At 39.5% G+C, this 23,364-nt stretch carries 23 protein-coding genes; 11 read left to right on the plus strand and 12 right to left on the minus strand.

Annotated elements, in window-relative coordinates:
- Positions 1-2: 2 nt before the first annotated feature.
- Together AC559H_RS07080 and AC559H_RS07085 are read right to left on the minus strand one after the other, a co-directional pair.
- The gene (locus AC559H_RS07080) at positions 3-380 is read right to left on the minus strand and encodes a hypothetical protein (protein WP_051319783.1); all 378 of its coding nucleotides are present in this window, start codon (positions 378-380) and stop codon (positions 3-5) included.
- Positions 381-400: 20 nt separating this feature from the next.
- Positions 401-781, minus strand: a complete 381-nt coding sequence (locus tag AC559H_RS07085) for a papain fold toxin domain-containing protein (RefSeq protein WP_026794139.1) — start codon at positions 779-781, stop codon at positions 401-403.
- A 274-nt stretch (positions 782-1,055) separates the two neighbouring features.
- Here AC559H_RS07085 and AC559H_RS07090 point away from each other — a divergent pair, with 274 nt between their 5' ends.
- The 3 genes from AC559H_RS07090 (at position 1,056) to secF (ending at position 4,565) form a co-directional block, all read left to right on the plus strand.
- Complete coding sequence (locus tag AC559H_RS07090; protein ID WP_026786508.1) at positions 1,056-2,036, plus strand: alpha-ketoacid dehydrogenase subunit beta; 981 nt, start codon at positions 1,056-1,058, stop codon at positions 2,034-2,036.
- Positions 2,037-2,103: 67 nt separating this feature from the next.
- On the plus strand, positions 2,104-3,510 hold the full coding sequence (gene secD, locus AC559H_RS07095; protein WP_026786507.1) for a protein translocase subunit SecD: 1,407 nt from the start codon (positions 2,104-2,106) through the stop codon (positions 3,508-3,510).
- An 86-nt stretch (positions 3,511-3,596) separates the two neighbouring features.
- On the plus strand, positions 3,597-4,565 hold the full coding sequence (gene secF, locus AC559H_RS07100) for a protein translocase subunit SecF (RefSeq protein WP_026786506.1): 969 nt from the start codon (positions 3,597-3,599) through the stop codon (positions 4,563-4,565).
- Positions 4,566-4,689: 124 nt separating this feature from the next.
- On the opposite strand, the gene aroH is transcribed toward secF, so the two are convergent.
- The 6 genes from aroH to AC559H_RS07130 form a co-directional block, all read right to left on the minus strand.
- On the minus strand, positions 4,690-5,079 hold the full coding sequence (gene aroH / locus AC559H_RS07105; RefSeq protein WP_026786505.1) for a chorismate mutase: 390 nt from the start codon (positions 5,077-5,079) through the stop codon (positions 4,690-4,692).
- Between the two features lie 135 nt (positions 5,080-5,214).
- Positions 5,215-6,537 (minus strand): TIGR03279 family radical SAM protein, encoded by a 1,323-nt coding sequence (locus AC559H_RS07110; protein ID WP_026794142.1) that lies wholly within the window; start codon positions 6,535-6,537, stop codon positions 5,215-5,217.
- 103 nt (positions 6,538-6,640) lie between these two features.
- Complete coding sequence (locus tag AC559H_RS07115) at positions 6,641-7,585, minus strand: undecaprenyl-diphosphate phosphatase (protein WP_051319782.1); 945 nt, start codon at positions 7,583-7,585, stop codon at positions 6,641-6,643.
- A gap of 21 nt (positions 7,586-7,606) precedes the next feature.
- Positions 7,607-8,269 carry a tRNA (adenosine(37)-N6)-threonylcarbamoyltransferase complex dimerization subunit type 1 TsaB gene (tsaB, locus tag AC559H_RS07120; protein WP_026786502.1) on the minus strand — a complete coding sequence of 221 codons (663 nt, stop codon included), beginning with the start codon at positions 8,267-8,269 and terminating at the stop codon, positions 7,607-7,609.
- Between the two features lie 16 nt (positions 8,270-8,285).
- Positions 8,286-10,019, minus strand: coding sequence for a serine/threonine-protein kinase (locus tag AC559H_RS07125; protein ID WP_026794144.1), 1,734 nt, complete (start codon positions 10,017-10,019; stop codon positions 8,286-8,288).
- A gap of 126 nt (positions 10,020-10,145) precedes the next feature.
- On the minus strand, positions 10,146-10,397 hold the full coding sequence (locus tag AC559H_RS07130) for a Ycf34 family protein (RefSeq protein WP_026786500.1): 252 nt from the start codon (positions 10,395-10,397) through the stop codon (positions 10,146-10,148).
- A gap of 112 nt (positions 10,398-10,509) precedes the next feature.
- Here AC559H_RS07130 and AC559H_RS07135 point away from each other — a divergent pair, with 112 nt between their 5' ends.
- The gene (locus AC559H_RS07135; RefSeq protein ID WP_026794145.1) at positions 10,510-11,754 is read left to right on the plus strand and encodes a tRNA nucleotidyltransferase/poly(A) polymerase-related protein; all 1,245 of its coding nucleotides are present in this window, start codon (positions 10,510-10,512) and stop codon (positions 11,752-11,754) included.
- Positions 11,755-11,879: 125 nt separating this feature from the next.
- Here the strand turns inward: AC559H_RS07135 and AC559H_RS07140 are convergent, their stop codons facing one another.
- From AC559H_RS07140 to AC559H_RS07150, 3 genes are all read right to left on the minus strand, one after another.
- Positions 11,880-14,156 carry a GumC family protein gene (locus AC559H_RS07140; protein ID WP_026794146.1) on the minus strand — a complete coding sequence of 759 codons (2,277 nt, stop codon included), beginning with the start codon at positions 14,154-14,156 and terminating at the stop codon, positions 11,880-11,882.
- Positions 14,157-14,164: 8 nt separating this feature from the next.
- Positions 14,165-15,700, minus strand: coding sequence for an SLBB domain-containing protein (locus AC559H_RS07145; protein WP_051319784.1), 1,536 nt, complete (start codon positions 15,698-15,700; stop codon positions 14,165-14,167).
- A gap of 182 nt (positions 15,701-15,882) precedes the next feature.
- The gene (locus AC559H_RS07150) at positions 15,883-16,044 is read right to left on the minus strand and encodes a ribbon-helix-helix protein, CopG family (protein ID WP_141292963.1); all 162 of its coding nucleotides are present in this window, start codon (positions 16,042-16,044) and stop codon (positions 15,883-15,885) included.
- A gap of 405 nt (positions 16,045-16,449) precedes the next feature.
- Between AC559H_RS07150 and AC559H_RS07155 the strand changes: the two genes are divergently transcribed.
- The 3 genes from AC559H_RS07155 (at position 16,450) to AC559H_RS07165 (ending at position 18,889) form a co-directional block, all read left to right on the plus strand.
- Complete coding sequence (locus AC559H_RS07155) at positions 16,450-18,264, plus strand: FAD-dependent oxidoreductase (RefSeq protein WP_026798471.1); 1,815 nt, start codon at positions 16,450-16,452, stop codon at positions 18,262-18,264.
- A 91-nt stretch (positions 18,265-18,355) separates the two neighbouring features.
- Complete coding sequence (gene patX, locus AC559H_RS07160) at positions 18,356-18,583, plus strand: heterocyst-inhibiting protein PatX (protein WP_026794147.1); 228 nt, start codon at positions 18,356-18,358, stop codon at positions 18,581-18,583.
- A 63-nt stretch (positions 18,584-18,646) separates the two neighbouring features.
- Positions 18,647-18,889 (plus strand): lipopolysaccharide assembly protein LapA domain-containing protein, encoded by a 243-nt coding sequence (locus tag AC559H_RS07165; protein ID WP_026794148.1) that lies wholly within the window; start codon positions 18,647-18,649, stop codon positions 18,887-18,889.
- A gap of 24 nt (positions 18,890-18,913) precedes the next feature.
- Here the strand turns inward: AC559H_RS07165 and AC559H_RS07170 are convergent, their stop codons facing one another.
- On the minus strand, positions 18,914-19,705 hold the full coding sequence (locus tag AC559H_RS07170; RefSeq protein WP_026794149.1) for a Crp/Fnr family transcriptional regulator: 792 nt from the start codon (positions 19,703-19,705) through the stop codon (positions 18,914-18,916).
- Between the two features lie 320 nt (positions 19,706-20,025).
- Here AC559H_RS07170 and AC559H_RS07175 point away from each other — a divergent pair, with 320 nt between their 5' ends.
- The 4 genes from AC559H_RS07175 to cysW are packed head-to-tail and all read left to right on the plus strand — an operon-like array spanning position 20,026 to position 23,300.
- Positions 20,026-21,141, plus strand: coding sequence for a sulfate ABC transporter substrate-binding protein (locus AC559H_RS07175; protein WP_051319741.1), 1,116 nt, complete (start codon positions 20,026-20,028; stop codon positions 21,139-21,141).
- A 49-nt stretch (positions 21,142-21,190) separates the two neighbouring features.
- Positions 21,191-21,517 carry an NIL domain-containing protein gene (locus tag AC559H_RS07180; RefSeq protein ID WP_079679702.1) on the plus strand — a complete coding sequence of 109 codons (327 nt, stop codon included), beginning with the start codon at positions 21,191-21,193 and terminating at the stop codon, positions 21,515-21,517.
- 43 nt (positions 21,518-21,560) lie between these two features.
- Positions 21,561-22,433, plus strand: a complete 873-nt coding sequence (cysT, locus tag AC559H_RS07185) for a sulfate ABC transporter permease subunit CysT (protein WP_051319742.1) — start codon at positions 21,561-21,563, stop codon at positions 22,431-22,433.
- Between the two features lie 30 nt (positions 22,434-22,463).
- A complete protein-coding gene (gene cysW, locus AC559H_RS07190; protein ID WP_026794153.1) occupies positions 22,464-23,300 on the plus strand; it encodes a sulfate ABC transporter permease subunit CysW in 837 nt (278 codons plus the stop codon).
- The last annotated feature ends 64 nt before the right edge of the window (positions 23,301-23,364 follow it).

Here is a 23,364-nt window from a genome sequence, read left to right on the forward strand (position 1 = left end):
TATTATTTCCCTACACTTACAGCAGTCTTATCTAAGGGAAAAAACTCAAGATTAAATTGTTCAAATAACTCAAAAAATAAATCAAAAGCTAATTTTTCATCCTCTACTTGAGATAAAATAATTGTTTCCCAACCTTGAGACAAATTAATTTGATATTTCGTTTGTATCCATTGCTGAAATTGAGCAAATTGTTTTTCTTGTTGTGTTAATTGTAATCCTAATTCACCTCTTGACATACTGTAACCCATTAATAGCATTTTTAAACGGGTTAGAGACACTTTTCCTAAATACATTCCCGGACGTTGTTTAATTCTTGCTAATAAATCATAGAGATATTCTTGAGTATTTTTATTACCGTTAGTTGTAGTTAAATCTAGCATAAATTTATTCCTTGTTTTTACTAAAAATCTTCTTCAGTGATGATTAACTCTTGTCCTAAGTGAATTTTACCAAAAAATTGAAAATTAGCCAACCATTCTATTTTAGGTATTCCTTGAGGATGGTGATTATCAAAAACAATTTCAACTCCATCTATGATAATTATAACACCTTCATGGTATCCAGTTTCAGAAATAGCATCACCGCCAATACTATCATCATAAAGAAAACAGTTACGATAATCTAAATCTGCTTGTGCATTAATTTTAATCAGTTTACCTTTAATTTCTGCTAATTGTAGATACTTTTTGATAGCTAAAGCACATTGAACACATTGTAAATTAGGATGATTATTAGCTATTTCTGCCAAGTCTTGTTTTTGTTTTGGTGTTAAATAGTTCATCAAGTATAAATTTTATAATTCTACCCAATTCTCTAAATTTAAACCTTTAACTCTGGCTAAATCACTATCATTAGGAACCACAGTTAAACCTTTAACCATAGCAGTAGCAGCAATTAAAATATTTTAAGTTTGAATGGGTAAACCTCTTAATCTCAAATTAGCATGAATTTCGGCAGATCTTTCTAAAATTGCTAAATCATTTAAAAGGACGGATTAAAGCCGCTGTCTTTTGGTAAGATTAGCTGTGATCCACGCTCGCTTATCAACAATTGCAATGGCACCAACCCTACTTTTTAACGCCCTGAAACAAGCAACCGATGAAGAAATGGCTCGTGACCCCAGAGTGTTCGTGTTGGGGGAAGATGTGGGTCAATATGGCGGTTCCTATAAAGTTACTAAGGATCTTTATGAAAAATACGGGGATTTGCGGGTTTTAGATACTCCGATTGCCGAAAATAGTTTTACAGGAATGGCTGTTGGTGCTGCAATGACAGGGTTACGACCGATTATTGAAGGCATGAACATGGGATTTTTGTTACTCGCCTTTAACCAAATTGCTAACAACGGCGGAATGCTGCGCTATACTTCCGGGGGAAATTTTAAAATGCCTCTGGTGATTCGTGGCCCTGGAGGTGTGGGCCGTCAACTGGGGGCGGAACACTCCCAACGCTTAGAATCCTATTTCCAGTCTGTTCCTGGTTTAAAAATGGTCGCCTGTTCGACTCCCTATAATGCTAAGGGATTAATGAAAGCCGCGATTAGAGATGATAACCCGGTGCTATTTTTTGAGCACGTTCTGTTATACAACCTCAAGGAAGAAATCCCCGACGAGGAATATATTGTCCCCATTGATAAGGCGGAAATAGTCAGACGAGGGAAAGATGTAACAATTCTGACCTATTCTCGGATGCGCCATCATGTCATGCAAGCGGTTCCGGCTTTGGTCAAACAGGGTTATGATCCAGAAGTAATTGATTTAATTTCTCTTAAACCTCTCGATTTTGACACGATTGGGGAATCTATTCGCAAAACCCATCGGGTAGTTATCGTGGAAGAATGTATGAAAACCGGGGGACTGGGGGCGGAAATTACGGCTTCAATTAATGATCGTCTATTTGATGAATTGGATGCACCTGTATTAAGATTGGCGTCTCAAGATATTCCTACACCTTATAACGGTGCTTTAGAACGACTGACTATTGTGCAACCGGAACAAATTGTTGAGGGAGTTAAATCAGTGATCAGTTATCAGTAATCATTGTAAGATAACTGGTAGAGACTTGCCATGGCACGTCTCTACTGATTATTTATTATTAATAAAAATGCGAAAACAACGTTCTGCTTTAATTCTGATTTTGGTGATGCTTATTGCGTCTATTATTGTGTTAACTAATGTTCCCTTTCGATTGGGTTTAGATTTACGGGGAGGTTCCCAGCTTACTATTCAATTGAAACCTTCGGAAGCGGTTCCTGTAATTGATGAACGGGTTCTGACCTCGGTTCAAAGTGTGATTGATAATCGAGTGAATGAACTGGGGGTATCGGAAGCTTTGGTACAAACGGTGGGACAGGATCAGATTGTAGTACAGTTACCCGGGGTGAATGACCCCCAAGAAGCAGAAAGGGTTTTAGGGGGAACCGCACAGTTAGATTTCCGGGAACAAAAATCGGGAACTGAACAACAGTTAGCTGTGGAATTTCAAGTCCAACAGGGAATTAAACAACAAATTGAAGCTGCTAAAAAACAGGGAAATTCTAAAGATTTAGCCGCTGCTATAGAATCTTTAAATAAGAGTAATGATGCGATTTCTCAACTCTATAATAGTCCTCTTTTGAGGGGTCAAGATTTAAAAGACGCCTATCCTGAACCCGTACAAGGAGGAGGGAACTGGAATATTGGTTTAGTTTTTAGTTCTGAAGGGGGAGAAAAGTTCGCTGAACTGACTAAAAATTTAGCGGGAACGGGTCGAACTATTGGGATTTTTCTGGATAATAGTTTATTAAGTTCTCCATCGGTTCCGGTGGATTTTGCCGATACGGGAATTGTCGGGGGTCGGGCAGTAATTACGGGCAAATTTAGCGCCGAAGAAGCTAATTCTTTGGCTGTACAATTGCGCGGGGGAGCTTTACCTGTTCCGGTGGAAATTGTGGAAAACCGCACGGTTGGGGCTACCCTGGGACGGGATAGTATTCAACGCAGTATTTATGCTGGGGTGACGGGTTTAATTCTAGTCCTGATTTTCATGATTGTTTATTATCGCTTACCCGGATTAATTGCGGATTTTTCTTTAATTATTTACGCCTTATTAAGTTTAGCCCTATTTAATTTATTGGGTGTAACTTTGACCTTACCAGGAATTGCGGGATTTATTCTAAGTATTGGGATGGCGGTGGATGCTAATGTTCTGATTTTTGAACGCACCCGTGAGGAATTGAGGGCGGGAAAAACCTTATATCGTTCTGTGGAATCGGGTTTTTATCGGGCATTTGGTAGTATTTTAGATGGTAACGTGACAACAGTTATTGCTTGTGTTGCCCTGTTTTGGTTCGGAACCGGGTTAGTCAAAGGTTTTGCTTTAACCTTGGGATTAGGGGTGGTGGTGAGTATGTTTACTGCTATTACTTGTAGTCGTAGTTTCCTATTTATAGCTATTGATTTCCCAGAGTTAAGAAAACCCGAATTGTTTTGTCCAAATTTGAAAAAGAATTTATCAGTAATCAGTTATTAGATTACTCTGACGGGCGAGAAAACCTCGCCCCTACAACTGATTACTGATTACTCTTAAACTGATAACTGATAACTGATAACTGATTTATGGCTTTTAGTGTTATTAAACAACGCAACTTATGGTGGGCGATTTCCAGTGCGATTATTCTAGCGGGAATTATCGCCATGGGGATTTCTTGGAGTCGGCCAGATATTGGCGCTCCGTTACGTCCGGCTTTGGATTTTGTGGGTGGAACTCGTCTACAATTAGAACTAGATTGTTCGGTTCCAAATAATTGTGACGGCCCGATTGATATTGCTCAAGTTCGGGAAGTTTTAGCAAGTCAAGGTTTAGCAAATAGTTCGATTCAACTGTTAGATAAAGATTCGGGTAAAAAAGATAAACAAATTGTTTCAATTCGCACGAAAACTTTAAATGTTGAAGAAAGAACAAATTTACAATCGGCTTTAAGTCAAAAAATCGGAGCCTTTGACCCGAAAGGAATTCAAATTGATACCGTTGGCCCCACGGTAGGTCGTCAAATTTTTATCTCGGGATTAACGGCTTTATTACTATCTTTTGCCGGAATTACGGTTTATTTAACCTTTCGGTTTAAGTTTGATTATGCCTTTTTTGCCTTTGTTGCTTTATTCCATGATGTTCTGATTACCGTGGGAATTTTTTCAATTTTAGGCTTAGTTTTAGGGGTAGAAGTTGATAGCTTATTTCTGGTTTCTCTCTTGACAATTGTGGGATTTTCTGTTAACGATACGGTGGTGATTTATGACCGGGTTCGGGAAGTGATTGCCCGAAATCCTGATCTGCATATTAATCAAGTGGTGGATGATGCCGTAGACCAAACTTTAACCCGGTCTATTAATACCACTTTAACCACTCTATTGCCCTTAACTTGTATTTTCTTGTTTGGTGGTGATACCCTGAAATATTTTGCTTTAGCCTTATTAGTGGGATTTATTGCTGGGGCTTATTCTAGTATTTTTATTGCTAGTACACTGTTAGCTTGGTGGCGCGATCGCAAATCCGATCCAGTTACCTTAGCTACTGAAAAAGAATAAATTGATGATTCTTTTCCTAGTATCATTGTCATGCTATTAATATTAGCTTTAAGAAGGGATAGGGAATAGAAAATAAGGGATAAAACACTTTACCATTTCCCATTGCCTATTCCCTATGGCCTATTTAAGAAGAATGAATTGGGCTTAAATTCCAGTCGGGACGGAGGTTTTCTGCACCTCTTAAATAGGGGTGATAAACTTGGGTTTTATCGCTGGATAAGTTAACATGAACTAAGAAGCGAATACATTTTTCTAAACTGCCTGCGACGTGCATTTGTTGAACATCTAATAAAGGAACATTGTGCCAAAGAGGACGTTCCCTGGCAATGGCGGCGGGAAAAATTACATCTAAATCTTTAGTAACAGAAAACGTCATACTAATAATTTCATTAGGATCAAGTTGGTTGCGGGTTTCCAATTCGTCTAATAATTCTATGACCGCTTCTCGAATGGCGGTAACTGAATTTTCTGAAACCGTCGTTGCGCCACGAATTGCTCGAACTCGCCAGTTCACAAATAGAATCCTCCGCGATTAAAATATTGATTTCTCCCAGTTTAGCAATACCAGGAGACAAGAAGAAAATTTCAACCCAATTCTTTTTGTTTAAAATGGTCTAGGGTCAAACGGATTAATTTTCGTTTCTATCGGTTAATCCCCCATAGCCGTTGAGAGCAATTCCTGAACATTACTGACGGGAAAAATGGGAATTTGCAGTTGTTCAGCGAGTTCTGCCACGGTCATATCATCGAGAAATATGGCTTCTCCCTGTTTGAGCATCACTGAGGGTAATAAAATTCCATCTCCTAATATTTTTCCGGTTAATTTTTGTCGTAAATCCTGTCCGGTTAATAGACCAGTTACGGTGATTTCTTGACCCCAATATTGACTAGCTAAGGCAACTAAATTTACCGTTAGTCCTGAAATTTCATTTAAGGATTTTACCAGAGGTTGAAAGGCTTTTTCCACCGCATTTCCCACCACCCAAGTAAATTGACGGGGGGTAGAACAAGATTGAATTGGATAGTCTTTTACCGTTTGTTCAAATTCTTTGATAAATTTGCGAATCGAACCCACACCATTACCAATTTGAGGATAATCTTGATAATGGGATTCGGGGGGTAATTCTGCCCCGGCAATTAAAAAGAGTTCATCGGCAATCCAAACACAGGTTGACCCTAATTCTTGTTGAAATTTTTGTTGTAAATTCTGAACTTGGGTAATAATTTCTTGGGCTTTTTGGGGGGTGACGGGAATTAATTCATCTTGATTTGGACGAAAGCGAGTTAACCCCACCGGAACCACGGCAACGGAGGCAACGGTGGGGATTCTTCCGCGATGAAATTGGGCTAAATCTAAAATCGTTTTTTCGAGGTGTTTTCCATCATTAATTCCGGGGCAAACGACGACTTGAGCATGAATTTGTAAGCGATTTTTTTTAAACCATTTGAGTTGATCTAAAATCTGTCCTGCCCGGTTATTTTTTAATAACTTAATTCTGATCTCTGGTTCGGTGGCATGAACGGAAACGTACAGGGGAGAAAGGCGCATTTGAGCAATTCTATCCCATTCTTTTGGCGATAAATTAGTTAAGGTTAAATAGGAACCATAAAGAAAACTTAGGCGATAATCGTCATCTTTGAGATAGAGGGTTTCCCGTTTTCCTGGGGGTTGTTGATCGATAAAACAAAAGGGACAACGATTATTACATTGAATTAATCTATCAAATAAAGCGGATTGAAATTCTAATCCTAAATTCTGATCATAGTCTTTTTCTATTTCGATTTTATGGGTTTTTCCTTGGGTATCTAATACTTCTAATTCTAAAAATTCATCGGCACACAAAAATTGATAATCAATTAAATCACGGGGTTGTTGTCCGTTGATAGAAATAATTGCATCTCCGGCTTCAAAGCCAATTTCTGCGGCGATGGAATCGGGTAATACTGTTGTAATTTTAGCGGGATTAATCATAGGGAATTACGAATTACGAATTACGAATTACGAATTACGAATTACGAATTACGAATTACGAACAGAAAGACGCGCCGTGGCACGTCTCTACGGAATTGTGATTCTAAATATTTTTTAATGCACCTCCTAATACCGCCGTTAGAATAGCAACTCCAAAGGCGAGACGATACCAAACAAAAATCCAGGTGCTTTTGCTTTGTAAATATCGAATTAACCAAGCAATTGATAGATAGGAAAAAATCGTGGCGGAAATTAAACCCACCAACAGAGGCAAGATTTCTATATTTCCAATACCATCAACAAACACCGATTTTAATTCCACAATTCCCGCTAAGGTAATGGCTGGAATTCCTAATAAAAAGGAAAATCGGGCGGCGGTTGCCCGTTCCAAACCTAGGAATAATCCGGCGGTAATGGTAGAACCAGAACGAGATACCCCTGGAATTAAAGCTAAGGTTTGCGCTAATCCCATTAATATTCCATCTCGCGGTGTTAGATGTTCAAAATCGCGTTTTCTGGTTCCTATTTTTTCCGCTAATCCTAATAAAAATGCCATCACAATAGAAGCGATCGCAATCACTTCCATACTCCGCAGGGGAGAGTTATCATAATCGGGAATAAAGATTTTAATTAAAAGTCCAAAAAACACAATTGGAATTGTACCCAAACCAATGCCCAAAGCTAAACGAAAGTCTACGGAATCATAATCTTTTTTTTGAATTGCTCGCCATGAGCCTGTAACAACTTGAGTTAAATCTTGCCAAAAAAACCAAACCACCGCCGCAATACTGCCTAACTGAATAATCGCCGTAAATTCAATACCCGGATCTCCCCAACCTAAGATCACGGGAATTACTTTTAAATGGGCGGTACTGCTAATCGGTAAAAATTCCGTTAATCCTTGAATTAATCCCAAGAAAAATGCCTGTAATATATTGATTTGGGTTGTCACTTCTGGAGCAGATGGAGCTTGAATTAGGAGATTGTTTATGGCTAAGTTACGGAATAAATCAGTCAAATACTCAGAGGAATCAATTATGCTCAACATGACATTTTTCCAGAATTTTTTTTAGAGGTCTACGGGATGTTGTCCGTAATAGGGTAGAGCTTCTGACCAATGGGGTTGTTTTCCTGATTTCCAATCTAAATACCCTAATTCTAGTAATTGGATTGCAGTTTCTCCTAACCCTGATTCTATCTGCACCCGATGATAGGAATTGTCATAAGAGGCTAAGGTTTGTTCCCACTGTTTAGGGGACATAACCTGATCGGTTAATAGGGGAACTAAACCAAAATCGGTTGCTCTATTTTTACCATAAATTGCTACAAAAAGTTGACCTCTTTGCGCCCGCATTTCTAAGGCAATGACTGAATGTTTATCTTGATTTTGTATCAAGTTAAGCTGTTCTTTTTGAGCGATCGCTGCTAAACTAGAAATCGCAAAAATAGGAATATTCAACTGTTGGGCTAAGGTGCGGGCCGTAACTACCCCAATCCGAGTTCCGGTAAAACTTCCTGGCCCTTTAGCCACCGCAATCCATCCCAAATCTAACCAAGTTTGAGGCTGAATAAACTCTAACAAATACTGGTGTAGTTGGGTAGATAAATCCCGTCCTAACGCCCAGGATTGACAGCGTTTAACGTCCTGAAAATTACTGATGGCTAATCCCAAATCAGGACTACTGGTATGGATGGCTAAACCGTAACAGGTTTGGGCGGAAATAGATGGCACGTTGTTTAAACTTAGGTTAAGAGGAATGACGGGAAAAGAAAATAGGCATGGACATAAATAAGCCCGCTAAGATTATACCAAAAGATCCGTGCACCCAAATTCTTAAGTCTAACCAGCCAAATACCAAAAACAAAGTAGTGATCGTAATAAATAGTTGATTGAGATTCAGGGGATGGGTACGATTAACCTGATATTTAACCCCCCAAAATCCTGCCGCAATTAATAACGAAATGATAGGTTTTAAGATAATAATTTTATCGGTAAAAATAAAAACAATCATTGCCATCATTAAGGTATCCATCCAAAATTCTCGCCTTTGAATTTGGTCAATCCAAAATAAGGGAGATTTGAGTTGGGATAATTTATATTTAAACAGTGCAATATTATTTTTAAATCTAATAACTTTATTCTGAAACTTAGTTTTTTTGTCTACTTTTAACCAAAATTCCCATTCAGGAATACCACGATTATTGACTCGTCCCAAAAGTTTAACTTTCTCAATATTATTTAGTTGAAAATTAGTCAATTCATAACCAATAATAGGGACTAATTTTTGATAATTAATCTCTTTATATTGATCTCTATTTAAAACAATTGTTAACTGATTAATCTGGGTTTTATTCACCTGTACTTGAACAATTCCATCGGGTTCTAAACGCTTTTTAATTGCCTCTTGAATTTGAGTGATTTTATCAATAAATTTTGCTGAAGGAATTTCGGCTATTTCAGGGGTTTTATCAACAGGAATCGCAGGAGAAGGGTTAATTAATTCCGGCTGTTCTAATAAAGGTTTAAACCCAATTTCAGGATTAATTGTTAATCCGGGCATCGGCTGCACATAATCTGGTTTGGGATTAATTTGTTGTAATATTGCTGCCGCCGAATGGTAACGGTGACGGGTTGCACCGTGCAACATTTTATCTAAAATCTGTCCTAATTGATCACTAACCGGAGTTTTCAAATAATCTCGCCAAACCCAATTTCCTTCCGCACTATCAAACAAATCAAAGGGCGGAACATCTGTCAGTAAATGAATACAAGTCACTCCTAAACTATATAAATCACTGGCAAAAACCGCTTTTCCCATTAATTGTTCGGGGGCGGTATAGGCCGCACTACCAATTACAGTTCCAGTTTTTGGCAACATTCCCCCTGTGACTAATTTAGCTGCCCCAAAATCGACTAAAACTAGATTTCCAGTAGTTTTTTTAATATTAAATCGACGAATAATATTTTCAGGTTTAATATCTCTATGAATAACTTTATGCTCTTGAATAAACTGTAAAACGGGCAATAAATTCTTTAAAATAATCATAATTTTTTCTTGATCAAAGGCTCCTTTTTCTTGCAACTCCTGAGCTAAATTTTTACCTTCTATAAACTCTTGAACTAAATATTGATAGCCTTCTTGTTGAAAATAACCTAAACCCTGGGGAATTTGGGGATGCTGTCCCAAGGTTTGTAATCGTTCGGCTTCCTGTTGAAATAGTTCTGTAGATTTTTCCGTATTTCTACTTTGGGGGAAAAATTGCTTAATTACACAATCGAAGGTTCCGGTTTGACTCTGATCAACCGCTAAAAATGTCCGACCAAATCCCCCCTGTCCAATTAATTTTATCCCTCGATAAATAACCGATTCACCTTGATCAGACACAGAATTAAGTAACAATTTAGATCCACAATTCTGACAAAACTTGCCATCATCAGAATTCTGTGGATTAGAACAATTGGGATTAAAACAATAACTCATTATTAATACCGCGATTAAAGCTATTAACTGTTAACTGTTAACTCTTAATTGGTACGGGCGGGTTCTTTTAGATCTTTGTTAATTACCGCGCATCTTGATGAACCCGCCCCTACAACTGATGACTGATTAAGTCGGAATTAATTCCCCTGGTCTTAATTTCGCCCATTTACCGTTTTCTGCTGTAAAACTCAGACATCCGACTACATCCCATTCTATTTCAATATCTTGGTTATTAGGGGTACGAATATTGACGTTAATGGTGGGTTCGGTCGGTTCAAAGGTGGGATTTTCAGTCAAATGACGTTCTTGATGCTGGATTTCTACTGCGTGGTAGGTGGTACAGTCATCAACATAATAACAATTCACACAAATACACATAATTTTCTCCTCTGTATTTGTCCAGGGCGGAAACAATTGCCCATCCCTTTGATGTTAATTTAACTTAGGTAGCCTGAAACTGGCTGGATTATGAACGTTGATTTTTATTGCTATGTCTAAAGCTTTACCTGATGTCTTCTCTCCCGCCCGTTGGCCGTTTGAACTGAGTCAGTTACCCCAACCCGCTTATTTAGTCGGGGGTGCTGTGCGGGATGGGTTAGTGGGTCGCACCGTGACGGATTTGGATTTGGATTTTGTCCTGTTACAAGATGCGGTTCAAACAGCACGAACCCTTGCTAAATATTATGGCGCTGGTTTTGTGTTATTGGATGCGGAACGGCAAATTGCCCGGGTTGTCTTTAAAAACATAACAGTTGACTTTGCTCAAGCTGAAGGCAATAGTTTAGAACAGGATTTACGTCGCCGGGATTTTACTGTAAATGCGATCGCTTTTGATCCCTTTACAAAAACCTTTATTGATCCTAACAACGGTCAAGAAGATTTACAACGGCGTTTAATTAAAATGATTTCTCCTGAAAATTTACAGGATGATCCGTTACGATTATTAAGGGGATATCGTCAAGCGGCTCAATTAGGATTTGAAATTGAGGCTGAAACAAAGGCTGCAATTAAATTATTTGCCCCGTTGTTAAGTCAAGTTGCAGTTGAACGTATTCGCACGGAATTAGTCTATTTATTAAATACTCCTAACGCCACGAATATAATACAACAATCTTGGGAAGTGGGCTTAATTTCTCCTTGGTTTAAGAGTGCTAATCAACAGTTTCAGCAATTATTACAGATGGATTTATCGGCGAAAAAATTAGGAAAAATTTATCCCCAATTCTCCCAGGAATTATCCCAAGGATTACGGGAAACTTTAAAAATATCGCTTTTGGGAATAGCAAAATTAAGTTGTTTATGCAATCAAAATACAACTCTAGCTGAAGCGGAATTATTAAAGTTGAAGTTTAGTAAAATAGAATTAAAAAGTGTTTTAGCAATTCTCAAGGGTCAATCGCAAATCAATCTTTTGAAAACCGGAGCATTATCTTTAAGAGAACAATATTTTCTATTCCAAGGGTTAGGAATATTATTTCCGGCTTTAATTGTTAGTGCGATGGCGGCTGGATTTTCCTTAGATAGTCTTTCCCCTTTAATTAATCGTTATCTCAATTCTGATGATCCCGTCGCCCATCCGCAATTATTATTAACTGGGAATGAATTAATGGAGGCATTAAACCTCCGTCCGAGTCCTAAAATTGGAGAACTTTTATTAGAAATTCAGTTAGGACAAATTGAAGGGAAAGTCACAACGATTGAAGAAGCGATCGCTTTTGCTCAAAAATTATTATAAGATGGCATCGGACTTTTTCCCCCGTCCTGCTAATCCCCCCACTACCAATAAACTAAATAGTCCAAACCAGCCGAATTTCATGCAATATTTCACTCAAATAAATCAACCCGAATTCAACAACTTTTTTAATAATCCCGATAATAATGGGTTTCCTGTTTATCCCCGTTAGCAACCATTCCTAATACGGGAACCCCGGCGGTGTTAATTTCTCTCAAGGCTAAACTAAAGGCTTCTCGGTCGGTTTTTCCTAAACCTACAACCATCATTAACCCATCGGTATGAGGGGCTAATAAATTGGCATCGGCTAACCCTAAAATTGGGGCGGTATCGTAGATAATTAAATCGTAGGATTCCTGCAATTGTTTCATTAATTCCTGCATCGGTTTTGAGGATAATAACCGAGTCGGGTCGGGATAGAATTGTCCGGCGGTTAACACTGATAAATTCGCCTCCGAATTGACCTGTTTAATCACGGTTTTAAAATCTAATTTTTGAGTTAAAATATTAGTTAATCCCAACTGATTTGTGATTTCTAATAGGGTATGAATCCGAGGACAACGCAGGTCAGCATCGACTAATAAAACCCGTTGACCCATGGCGGCGGCTCCCTGGGCTAAATTCATAGCAATGGTTGATTTTCCATCGGCGGGAGTGGCGGAAGTAATCACACAAGACCGTACAGAACCTTCAGGGTTTAAGAGACGTAAATTAGTATTTAAAGCTCGGAATGCCTCTTGGAATGGACTACAAGCGGGGTAGGTGAGATCAGAAATATCAATAATTGGTGCAACTGAACCAGGAAGGATTAAGGCTTCATTACTAGCTGGAATTACCCCTAATAATGGTAAGGAAATCCTATCGGTAACTTCGTGGGTTGTACGATAAACATTGTTAAATCGTTCTAGGATTTGAGCCGTAATTACCCCTAAAAATAACCCAGCTAATCCCCCTAGAGCTAGATTTAAAAGAACATTAGGAGAAACCGTAATTAATTCTCCATTTATATTACTGGGAATCCGAGGAGGGGCAATTAATTCCCAAGGTTCCGACTTGACTTTAGGAACAACTTGGAGTTGCATTTCTTGAGATTTATTATTCAGTTCTGTTAATTGATTTGTAGTATTTTTTAACTGTTGTTGTAAATCATTATATCGACCCAAAACCCCTGGAAATACTTGGGAATATTGGTTGAATTGTTGAGTGGCTTTTTCTAAAACTTGATTTCTCACCTTCAGCATTTCAATATTATTCGCCGCCAAAATTAACTGCTGAATTAGTCCCATGCGGATCGAATCTTGAAACCGAATAATATTAGGATCGACTTGATTGGTATTTGAGCCTAATACATTTTTAGCTTCTTTTTCTAATAAGGGAAGTATTTGCGATCGCTGATCCAATAGAGCTTGAATTTGCGGTGCTGTTCCTTTAAAACGGGCGGATTCAATCGCTATTTGTGTTTCTAATTTTAATAACTCTTGAAGTAACCCTTGATATTGGGGAGATTGAGTTAAGGCGGATGCAAGTAACGCTTGTTCTGGTTTTAATCCCAATTGTTTTTGTAAATATTGATATTGAGATTCTTGTTGAACAAGTTGGGATTGAGCTTCTAATTTTTGAGCTTGTAATTCAATCTTTTGTTTGAATAAATATTCAGTTTGTAGTTTCGGGTCAATAAAATTATATTGTTGTTGGAGTTTCTGAAATTCTTGTTTAATCGGTGGTAGTTTTTTCTCTAAGGTGTCGATTTGCGCCTGAATTAATTTTAATTGCTGTTCTTTTTGTTGATCTTTTACATCTTTAGGATGACTATATCTCAAGTAACCTTCAGCTATTTTTTCTAAAACAAATTGGACTTTTTGAGGTTCGGAATCTTGATAACTGACTTCAAAAATTCGGGTTTGTTTTAAGGGTTTAATCGCCAGGTTATCATTTCCCCAAAATGTTTGTCCAGTTTTTTGATTAAATAGAGAATCATAAGTAACTTCAGGATAGCGGGTTTGAATCCCTTTGAGAATTCCCGACATTAATTTGGGACTTTGTAAAATTTCCAGTTGGGAATAATAATCGAGGTCTGAATTTTTTTCTGAATTCGAGTCTAAGCTCCCCTCGTTTTCGGAGGGTTGGGGGGGGGAAGTTTGGGGATTAGTTTCAACTAAAATTTGAAATGACCCTTTATATTCCGGGGTTAGATTAATTGTCCACAGATAAACTCCAGCAGTAACGGCCGTTGTCACCCCTAAAACAGCAATCGCTCGTTTCCATAAAACCTGAAAAAAATTAGATTTTTCTTCATCATATCCAGGGTATAAATCAGCATCATAATATAAAATTTCTCCCGATGGATGTAAGCGTTTCCTAGTATTTTTAGCAATAGAGAGTTGAGATAATTTTTTATTTTTCATAGTTTTTTTTAGTTTAAAATATTCACAAATCGAAAAAGCCCTAAAAAGTTGTTAATCGGACTTAACGAATTTAACACAGTTCCTAAACCCTCTCGGAAAGCCGCACCCCCAGAACGACCAACGACAATAACATCATTATTTCTCAGGGTTGGGTTAGTTTCCTCATTCACTTCCGCCGATAGATTAATCGAAATCTGGCGCCGAGAAACCGTTCCATTCGGATGAATACGAATTAATTCCACTTGTTTTTTATTCGCCCGGGATTCATTAAATCCCCCCGCTTCCACCAAAGCTTGATTCAAAGCAGTATTGGGAGGGAGACTTTTCGCCCCTGGGGATACCACCTCACCCACCAGACTAATTTTCAGGGTATCGGGAGAAAAAGAAGCAGCCAATACCTCAGCATTTTGTTGACTTTCGGCCGTTGTCGCCGTTGGAACTACAATCGTATCGCCCTGTTGTAACATCGCATCTTGGCTCAAATCTCCTTCTTGTAACAGTTTCCATAAATCTACAGTAATCTTTTGTTCGGTTCCAGTGCGGGTCAGACGTCGTACCTGAATATTACGGATATCCGCGCCCGGAGTAATTCCCCCCGCCATTTTCAGTGCTTTCGTCACCGTAAACAGTCCCCCAGTCGTCGCCACTGAACCTTCAGAGGGTTGACCGGGTTCAGAGGGAATTCTGGGAACCGTTTCTAAGGTTAGGGTATGGGTTCCGGGGCGATTTACCGCACCAACCACAGCAACATTTATGGGTTGATTATTATTACTAGCAAAATTAGCCGTAATTAATTGGGAAGATTCCGCCGCATTATGTTCGGTATTGGTGGGAATATAAATCGTATCCCCGTCCCGCAGGGTAATATCCTGACGTAAATCTCCCGTTTGTAGGAGTTCCCACAAATCCAAATTGATAATTTTTTCCCCCCCAGTTCCACTTGAGCGCCGAATTTTTACCTGTCGCATATCCGCGCTAGGGGTAATTCCTCCAGCCATTTGTAATACCCTTGTAATTGTGGGTAAACGTCCCCCTGTACCCGATACTTCTGGGGTTCCCATCATAGGGTTATTCGGGGTCGTAGCTGCGGACGGAGAGACAATATAAGACCCCGGACGTTGAACTTCTCCCGTCACCGCCACTTGTAGAGGACGGGCGGCGATTAATTTAAGAGCTAAAATCGGCCGTTGTAAATATTCTCCATAGCGCTGTTGAATTATTGCCGTTACTTGGTCTACCGTCATTCCTTGAACTGAAATATTACCAATTAAAGGCAAATTCACAGAACCATCAATCGAGACTTGATGATGACCATTATTACCACTATATTCAGGAACATTAAAAATATCGAGTTGCAGCAAATCTCCAGGGCCAAGGGTATAACCCGTATCACTTGGAGGAAGATTAGCCATCGGTTGAGGAACTGGCCCTTGGGCTTGGGCGATGGGAATATGTCCCAAAATGACAGCAACCGGAAGCCAAACCCCCCATAAACCCAAGAAATTAGCAGTTATTTTAGATTTTGAAGATAGAATCTTTACCATTATATCCCAATAAAATAAAAGTAGTAAGCCCTTCAGGGCTTCTTCCCAAAGTAGTAAGCCCTTTAGGGCTTCTTCCCAAGGATTATGCAAAAAACATAAGTTAGATAGATGCCGTCGGTAATTACTTTTAGCGGATTAAGCCCTGAAGGGCTTACAACAACCTCGCACAAAGCCCACGCACTTCAGTCGTGGGATGTAGTGCGACCCCCTTTAGGGGGTGTGAGGGTTTTAATGTAATCCCTAAGAACTTCAGCCATTGATAATCCTTCTGATTCAGCATGACTTTTGAGACGTTCATATTCTTTCTCGTTAACATTAAACTGAATTTTCTTTTCCCTTGACATACTCTATTTAAGACTCTATTATCAGAGTATAGCAAGGATGTTCCTCGCTTATCTGGTCAGATGTTCTGACCTCCTTAAAAACAAGTTGTCAATGGCGAGAAAAAGGCAACCACTGTGATTATCCCTATTGACTACAGAAAGCTCCGAAAAATCTTGGCAGAGCCAAAGACTGTAATAGTCGTGTGCCGTCAATTGGGACGAGGTACTTGGCATTCCTCAGAGTCTCGTACTCTCCTCTAATATTGCTGTGAAGCAATTCTGGAAACAGTAGGGGGCAACTCCATGAATACCGAGCAATCGGGGCTAGACAGGAGAATCCCACGCGGTTCACCCGTGGGAGTGTCAATACTGGGTTCTATTTTAGTCGATAATTTTTGGATTGTTTTTTTTGTTAACAAATAGCTGATGAATCACTTACAAGCGGATGTTTTAGTTGTTGGAGGCGGAACTGGAGGGACAGCCGCCGCATTGCAAGCCGCCCGTCGGGGGGCAAAAACAATTTTAGTTAGTCAATGGCCGATGTTAGGAGGAATGTTAACTTCTGCGGGCGTTGTTGCACCAGATGGTAATGAATTAGCAGCATTTCAAACTGGAATTTGGGGGGCATTTTTACGCGAATTAAACCACCGTCAACCCCAAGGTTTAGATAATGCTTGGGTGAGTTTCTTTACCTATCATCCCCAAATAGGAGCTAATATTTTTGCCGATTGGGTTAAAGCAGAACCTAATTTATTATGGATACCTGAACAAGAACCTTTAGAAGTTATTAAACAAGGGAATAAAATTACAGAGGTTAGATTTAATTCCTGTACTATTCATGCTAAAATTATATTAGATGGGACGGAATTAGGCGACCTTTTAGAACTCGCAGAAATTCCCTATCGTTGGGGATGGGAACCCAAAGACCAATGGCAAGAACCCAGCGCCCCAATTGAGCTATCAACATTAATGAAAACTACCCCAACTAAGCCCTGCGTGCACGGGGGGTTTGGGGGGGTTCAAGCTCCAACCTGGGTTTTTATCATGCAGGATTTTGGAGAAGGTAACATAGCACCAGAAATTGATATCCCACCCATTGATACCCCGGAATTATTTACTAATGCTTGGCAAAATTATGATATAGAATCATTCCTAAATTATGGTAGATTACCCGACAATAAGTTTATGATTAACTGGCCGATACAGGGCAATGATTATGATCAAAATTTAGATAGGTTAATCGGTTCAAACTCTGAGCGTTTGCAATTCTGGCAAGAAAGTTTTTACCATAGTCTGAGTTTTGCCCGATTTATTCAAATAAAATTAGGACGCAGATATGGATTAGCAACGGGAACTTTTCCTATAGAAAATCGACCTAATTTTAATATTAATCCTGATATTTTATCGGCTTTTGCTCTCCATCCTTACTATCGAGAAAGTCGCCGAATTGAAGGATTAAAAACAATTATAGAACAAGATATTTTACCGATTGAAAATGGTTATACTGCTCTCTTACCTTTAAATGAAGCCGGAGAATGTGAAGCGATCGCGATCGGAAATTACGCTAATGATCATCATTATACCCAATTTCAATTAACCCTACAACCTAAAAGTTTACGTTGGGGTGGACGGTGGACAGGAACCCCTTTTACTATTCCCTATCGGTCATTAATTCCTATTAACTTTGATAATTTATTAGTCTGTGAAAAAAATATTTCCGTTTCCCATATTGCTAACGGTGCGACCCGTTTACAACCTGTGGTTTTAGGGATTGGACAAGCCGCAGGAATGGCCGCAGCTTTATGTATTGAACAGGGAATACAACCCCAAGAATTATCAGTGAGAACCTTACAAAATGCCCTATTAACTGATATAATTGCCCCCCAAGCAGTAATTCCTTTATTTAATTTACCACCCGATCATCCCGATTGGTTGCACTGGCAATATTATTATTTAGAGCATCCCGAATTATATCCCATTGATGGTAATTGTCCGGCATCCTCAAACCCTCGTTATCCTGCTAAAAATAGTCACGCCTTCGAGGGTATTTTCCAGCGTCAGAGTCACCAAGACTATCGTTTTACCCTAACTCAAGGACAGTTTACAGGTCAAACCTGGAAATTAGTCACCCTATACCCAGAAATCAACGAACAATTACAAAATATTCCCACTCCTTCCTCCCTAAAAGTTTTCGGGCGTTTAAACTTTTCCGGTAACTGGTTAATTTTAGAGGGGTTATAGCCGGATTTAACAAAAACTTTTAACAGTTATCCTGATCTAAATATTAACGGTTTGTATAAGGAAGTGGACAGACTTAAAGGGACACTTTATTATGCAAACCTATACATCTTTAGTTTTATCAGTTTGTTTATCCGTTGGTCTTACTGCTAACGCTTTAGCAGCTAGTTCTGCTTCTAATAAATTATCAGATGTTCTGAGCACCTCACAATTACTTTCCGCCCGTACAGGACTCAATGGCCCCTACGAACCAGACAGAGGCGGCGGACGTCGGGATTTCCAAGATACAACCCACTCTAATGATGTTAATGTTCAACTCTAATTATTGATTATGATTGATTATGATTGAAAATAAGTTCTTTCCTAAGATAGATTGTTATTATTTATGCCTAATGCCCCTGCCATTGTCACCAGTTTTATCCTAGCTTTCTGGATTAGTACGATTGCCATTCTTGCAGTCCAAAACGCTACACCGATTTCTCTGAGGTTCCTATTTTTAGAATCTGTGCAACTTCCAGTCGGTGTGATTCTTGCCTTTAGTGTTGCCCTCGGACTCCTGGGTGCAGCGCTATTCAAGCCCATTGCACAATTAGGACTCACAACTCAAAACCCAAGAATCAGGAGTTAATTATTTCTCTCCCCTAATCCTTACCTACTTCAACGGCCACCAGGAAACCTTATCCCGGGTGGCACTATAGGTTTCTTTTAATCCTTCGGGGTCAATAACTCGAATCGTATCTTCCGAGGAATCACTGGATTTCGCGGCTTCAATTAATTTGACTTTCTGCATTCCTTTGAGAACCTGTTCAACGGTGCGGTGGTTTAACTGACAGGAACGAGCGATCACATCAATAGGCAAATCGAAGGTATAAACTCCGTCGGACTGGGGTTGATTTCCTAGACTGCGTTCTTGATAGACCAATGCCCTGAATAGTGCAGCCACGGCTTGAGGAGGATAGGAACTGCAATTAAGTAGATGATACTGAAATTTTTCCCGCAGTTCAAAGAATTTATCATAGCGTTCCCGCACCACTGGACTATCCTGATAAATTTCTTTCAGGGTATCTAGGGGCAGTTTAATTATATCGGTGGTTTTGTAGGCTTCGACTAAACTGGGAAACGCCCGACTCATCTGGCCAAAACCAAAGGGAAGATTTCTCATCCCAAAACATCCCCCCGGATAACTGATGGCAATAATTCGGTCTAGGGGTGTACTCCGAGTAATAATTGGCCCGCCACTGAGAATAATATAGAGAACATCTAAAAAGATATTGGGACGAAAGGCTGTATAGACAGGACGATTAGAATACAGTTTTTCTATAGTCAGGTCTGGAGAAAGATACTGAGCCAGCCAGTTAATCTCTAAGTCTCGGAAAAGATAGTTAGTCTGAATCAAAAGTTTTGCTAACTCGGCTTCAGGTGATGAAGGTGCTTGTGCTGCCATATTTTACTTCCCTATTGGGACTCCACCAAATTTATAGTTTATAGCTGGCCTAGGGTAGCGATGCTGGGAGTGCAGTTCCTAGAACCGCATTGCGGGGCTGAACACCAGGGGAGGATAACTGGATTGGACTGCCTCTGACTACATAACTGGGTCAGCCTATATGTATTTTGACATGGTAAAAGCATTGATTGATAAATTTAAGTTTTTAATTTTGTAATGCAGATGTATTGAAATTCAAACTAACTTAGTATAGAATCCAAAGGCAGTCAAAAACAAAAGACTGTGTAAATAAATTCCAGATGGATTTCAGGAGTGTGATAATGCGAATCAGTTCACCGTTACCCCCAAAACGTTTCTCTGCTAAGTCTATTGGTTATGTCCTGACTGGACTTGCACTCAACTGCATGGTGGCAGCTTGCTCCTCACCCAACAACACCGCCAACAATCCATCTCCTACCACCACGAATACTCCTGCACCCCAAGCCGCCCAAACGGATAAACCGATTAAACTGACCCTCGTATCCTACGCAGTCACTAAAACGGCTTATGAAAACATTATTCCTAAGTTCGTGGAACAGTGGAAAGCCCAAACCGGGCAAACTGTAGAGTTTGAACAAAGTTATGGTGGCTCAGGCTCCCAAACCCGTGCGGTTATTGATGGACTCAATGCCGATGTGGTGGCTTTGGCCTTAGCCGGAGATACCGCAAAAATAGAAAAAGCTGGACTCATCCAACCGGGTTGGGAACAGGAACTTCCCAATGAGTCAATTGTCCATAAATCCGTCGCGGCTTTGGTATTCAGAGATGCCAATACCAACGTTAAGGGATGGTCTGATTTGACCCGTGATGATGTTCAGGTGATTACAGCTAACCCCAAAACCTCTGGCGGAGCGAAGTGGAACGTCCTGGCCTTGTGGGGTTCCGTCACCCAAGCCGGAGGCACCACGGAAGAAGCTCAAACCTTTGTAGAAAGTGTCTTTCGTCGAGTTCCGGTGCTACCAAAAGATGCCAGGGAAGCCAGTGATGTTTTCTATAAACAGGGTCAAGGCAATGTCTTAATTAATTATGAAAACGAGGTGATTTTAGCGGCTCAAAAAGGAGATAAACAACCCTATATTGTGCCCACGGATTATAACATTTCCATTGATAACCCGGTTGCCGTTGTTGATAAAAATGTAGACAAACATGGAACCCGTCAAGTAGCAGAAGCTTTTACCAAGTTCTTGTTTACACCGGAAGCTCAAAAAGAGTTTGCCAAAGTCGGATTCCGACCCGTTGAACCCACGGTTGAAGCCGAATTTGCCAGCCAATTTCCTAAAGTTGAAAAACTGTTCACTATTAAGGATTTAGGTGGATGGAAAGAGGTAGATACTCAATTTTTTGCTGATGGAGCAATTTTTGATCAAATCCAAGCCCAAATTGCCCAATCTAAATAGAGATTGATTCAGTCCCCAAAATTCTAGTCATTTATTTGAGGAGATTAAAATGTCTTTGAATTCTCCAAATATTGATCAAGAAAATACAGATTTATCTGGATTAAATGCCAGAGAAAAGTATCAATCTGATTCTCGAATTAGAGTCAGAATTCCCAAGGAATACCACCAAGAACCCGTGATTTCTCGCCTAGCTTCCGATTATGGTTTACAAGTTAACATTATCGGAGCAATTTTAGGTCAGAATGCCCGGGAAGATGGTTGGTTTGATTTACTCCTGAAAGGAACTCCCCAACAAATTGATAGCGCCCTGATTTATCTTTCCGATTTGGATGTTGAAATTTGGCGGGATTCCCAATCAGAAGTAGATGGTTGGTAAACAATCAATTCAATTCCTATTCCCCGTAGAGTATTAAACATTAATGGTGACTTCTGTAGACCAGTTTAAAACCCAGAAACCAGCTTCTAATAACCCATTAAAAGAACTTTGGGGGAGGCTTTCTTTCCCCTGGGTTTTTACCTTTTCCTATCTGATTTTTATGTTAATTCTGCCCTTTGCAGCATTAATTACAAAATCCTTAACCATATCCCCCCAGGAATTTTGGAAAATTGCCTTTAGTCCCGTTGCCATGAGCGCTTATAACGTTACTTTTGTAACTGGTTTAGCTGCCGGGGCAATTAATGGAATCATGGGAACTTTAATCGCTTGGGTGTTAGTTCGTTATAGCTTTCCTGGGAAAAAATTAATTGATGCCGCCGTTGATTTACCCTTTGCCTTACCCACTTCTGTTGCTGGTTTAGTCTTAGCAACGGTTTATAGTGATAAAGGTTGGATTGGACAATTTTTTGCCCCTTTTGGAATTAAAATAGCCTTCACCCGTTTAGGGGTTTTTGTTGCTATGTTGTTTATTTCTCTACCTTTTGTGGTAAGAACTTTACAACCAGTTATGCAAGAAATGGAACGGGAAACGGAGGAAGCAGCTTGGTCATTAGGTGCATCTCAATTCCAAACTTTTATCAGGGTTTTACTGCCCCCCTTAATGCCACCAATTTTAACCGGAATTGCCCTGGGTTTTTCCCGTGCTGTCGGAGAATATGGTTCGGTGGTAATTATTTCTTCTAGTATTCCCTTTAAAGATTTAATTGCCCCGATTTTAGTGTTTCAGCGCTTAGAACAATATGACTATGTAGGTGCGACGGTCGTGGGTACAGTCCTCTTAATTATCTCATTGTTCTTATTAGTATTAATCAATGCGCTGCAACAGTGGGGCCGCCGTTATTCTCTGAAAAGTTAAGATTTTTAACCAGTTAATTGTTTACCTTTTATGGCATCTTCCCCAACAAATCCCGCTCAATCTCAGTCATTCCCTTGGGTTAAATGGCTGCTGATTGGCATTGCTTTACTCTATCTGGCTCTGGTTTTATTTATTCCAGCAATAGCAGTTTTTTATGAAGCCTTTCATAAAGGAACCCAAGAGTTTGTGATTGCTATTAATAGCAGCGACTTTCAAAAAGCCATGCAACTGACCTTAATTATTGCTTTAATTGTCGTTCCGATTAATACGGTTTTTGGACTCTGCGCCGCTTGGGTAATTGCTAGAAATCAATTTAGAGGTCGTACCTTATTAATTAGTATTATCGACCTACCTTTTGCTGTTTCTCCTGTGGTAGCTGGGTTAATGATTGTGCTGTTATATGGTCGTAATGGTTGGTTTGGGCCAGCATTAGAAAACCTGGATATTAAAGTGTTATTTTCTCTCCCAGGAATGGTACTAGCAACACTATTTGTTTCTTTACCTTTTGTAGCTAGGGAAGTAATTCCAGTTTTAGAAGAATTAGGTTCAGAACAGGAAGAAGCCGCCCGCACTTTAGGCGCTCAGGATTTCCAAATTTTCTGGCGTGTGGTGCTCCCTAATATTAAATGGGGTTTGCTATATGGTGTTCTATTAACTAATGCTAGAGCAATGGGTGAATTTGGAGCGGTGGCGGTTGTTTCTGGATTAATTGCAGGTCGAACTTTAACCTTACCAACCTTTGTAGAACAAGCCTACAAAAATTATCAAACCGAAGCCGCTTTTGGTGCCGCCACAATTTTAGCTTTACTGGCTTTAGTAACTTTAGTTCTCAAGGAGATATTAGAAAGAAAAACCAGTCACGGATAAATTAATTAATTACCAATTAGAGATCACGAATTGTTTTAATTATTCCTCAATTCGTAATTCGTAA

Origin of the sequence: Planktothrix prolifica NIVA-CYA 540, from assembly GCF_963864145.1 — a bacterium.
Taxonomy (GTDB): domain Bacteria; phylum Cyanobacteriota; class Cyanobacteriia; order Cyanobacteriales; family Microcoleaceae; genus Planktothrix; species Planktothrix agardhii.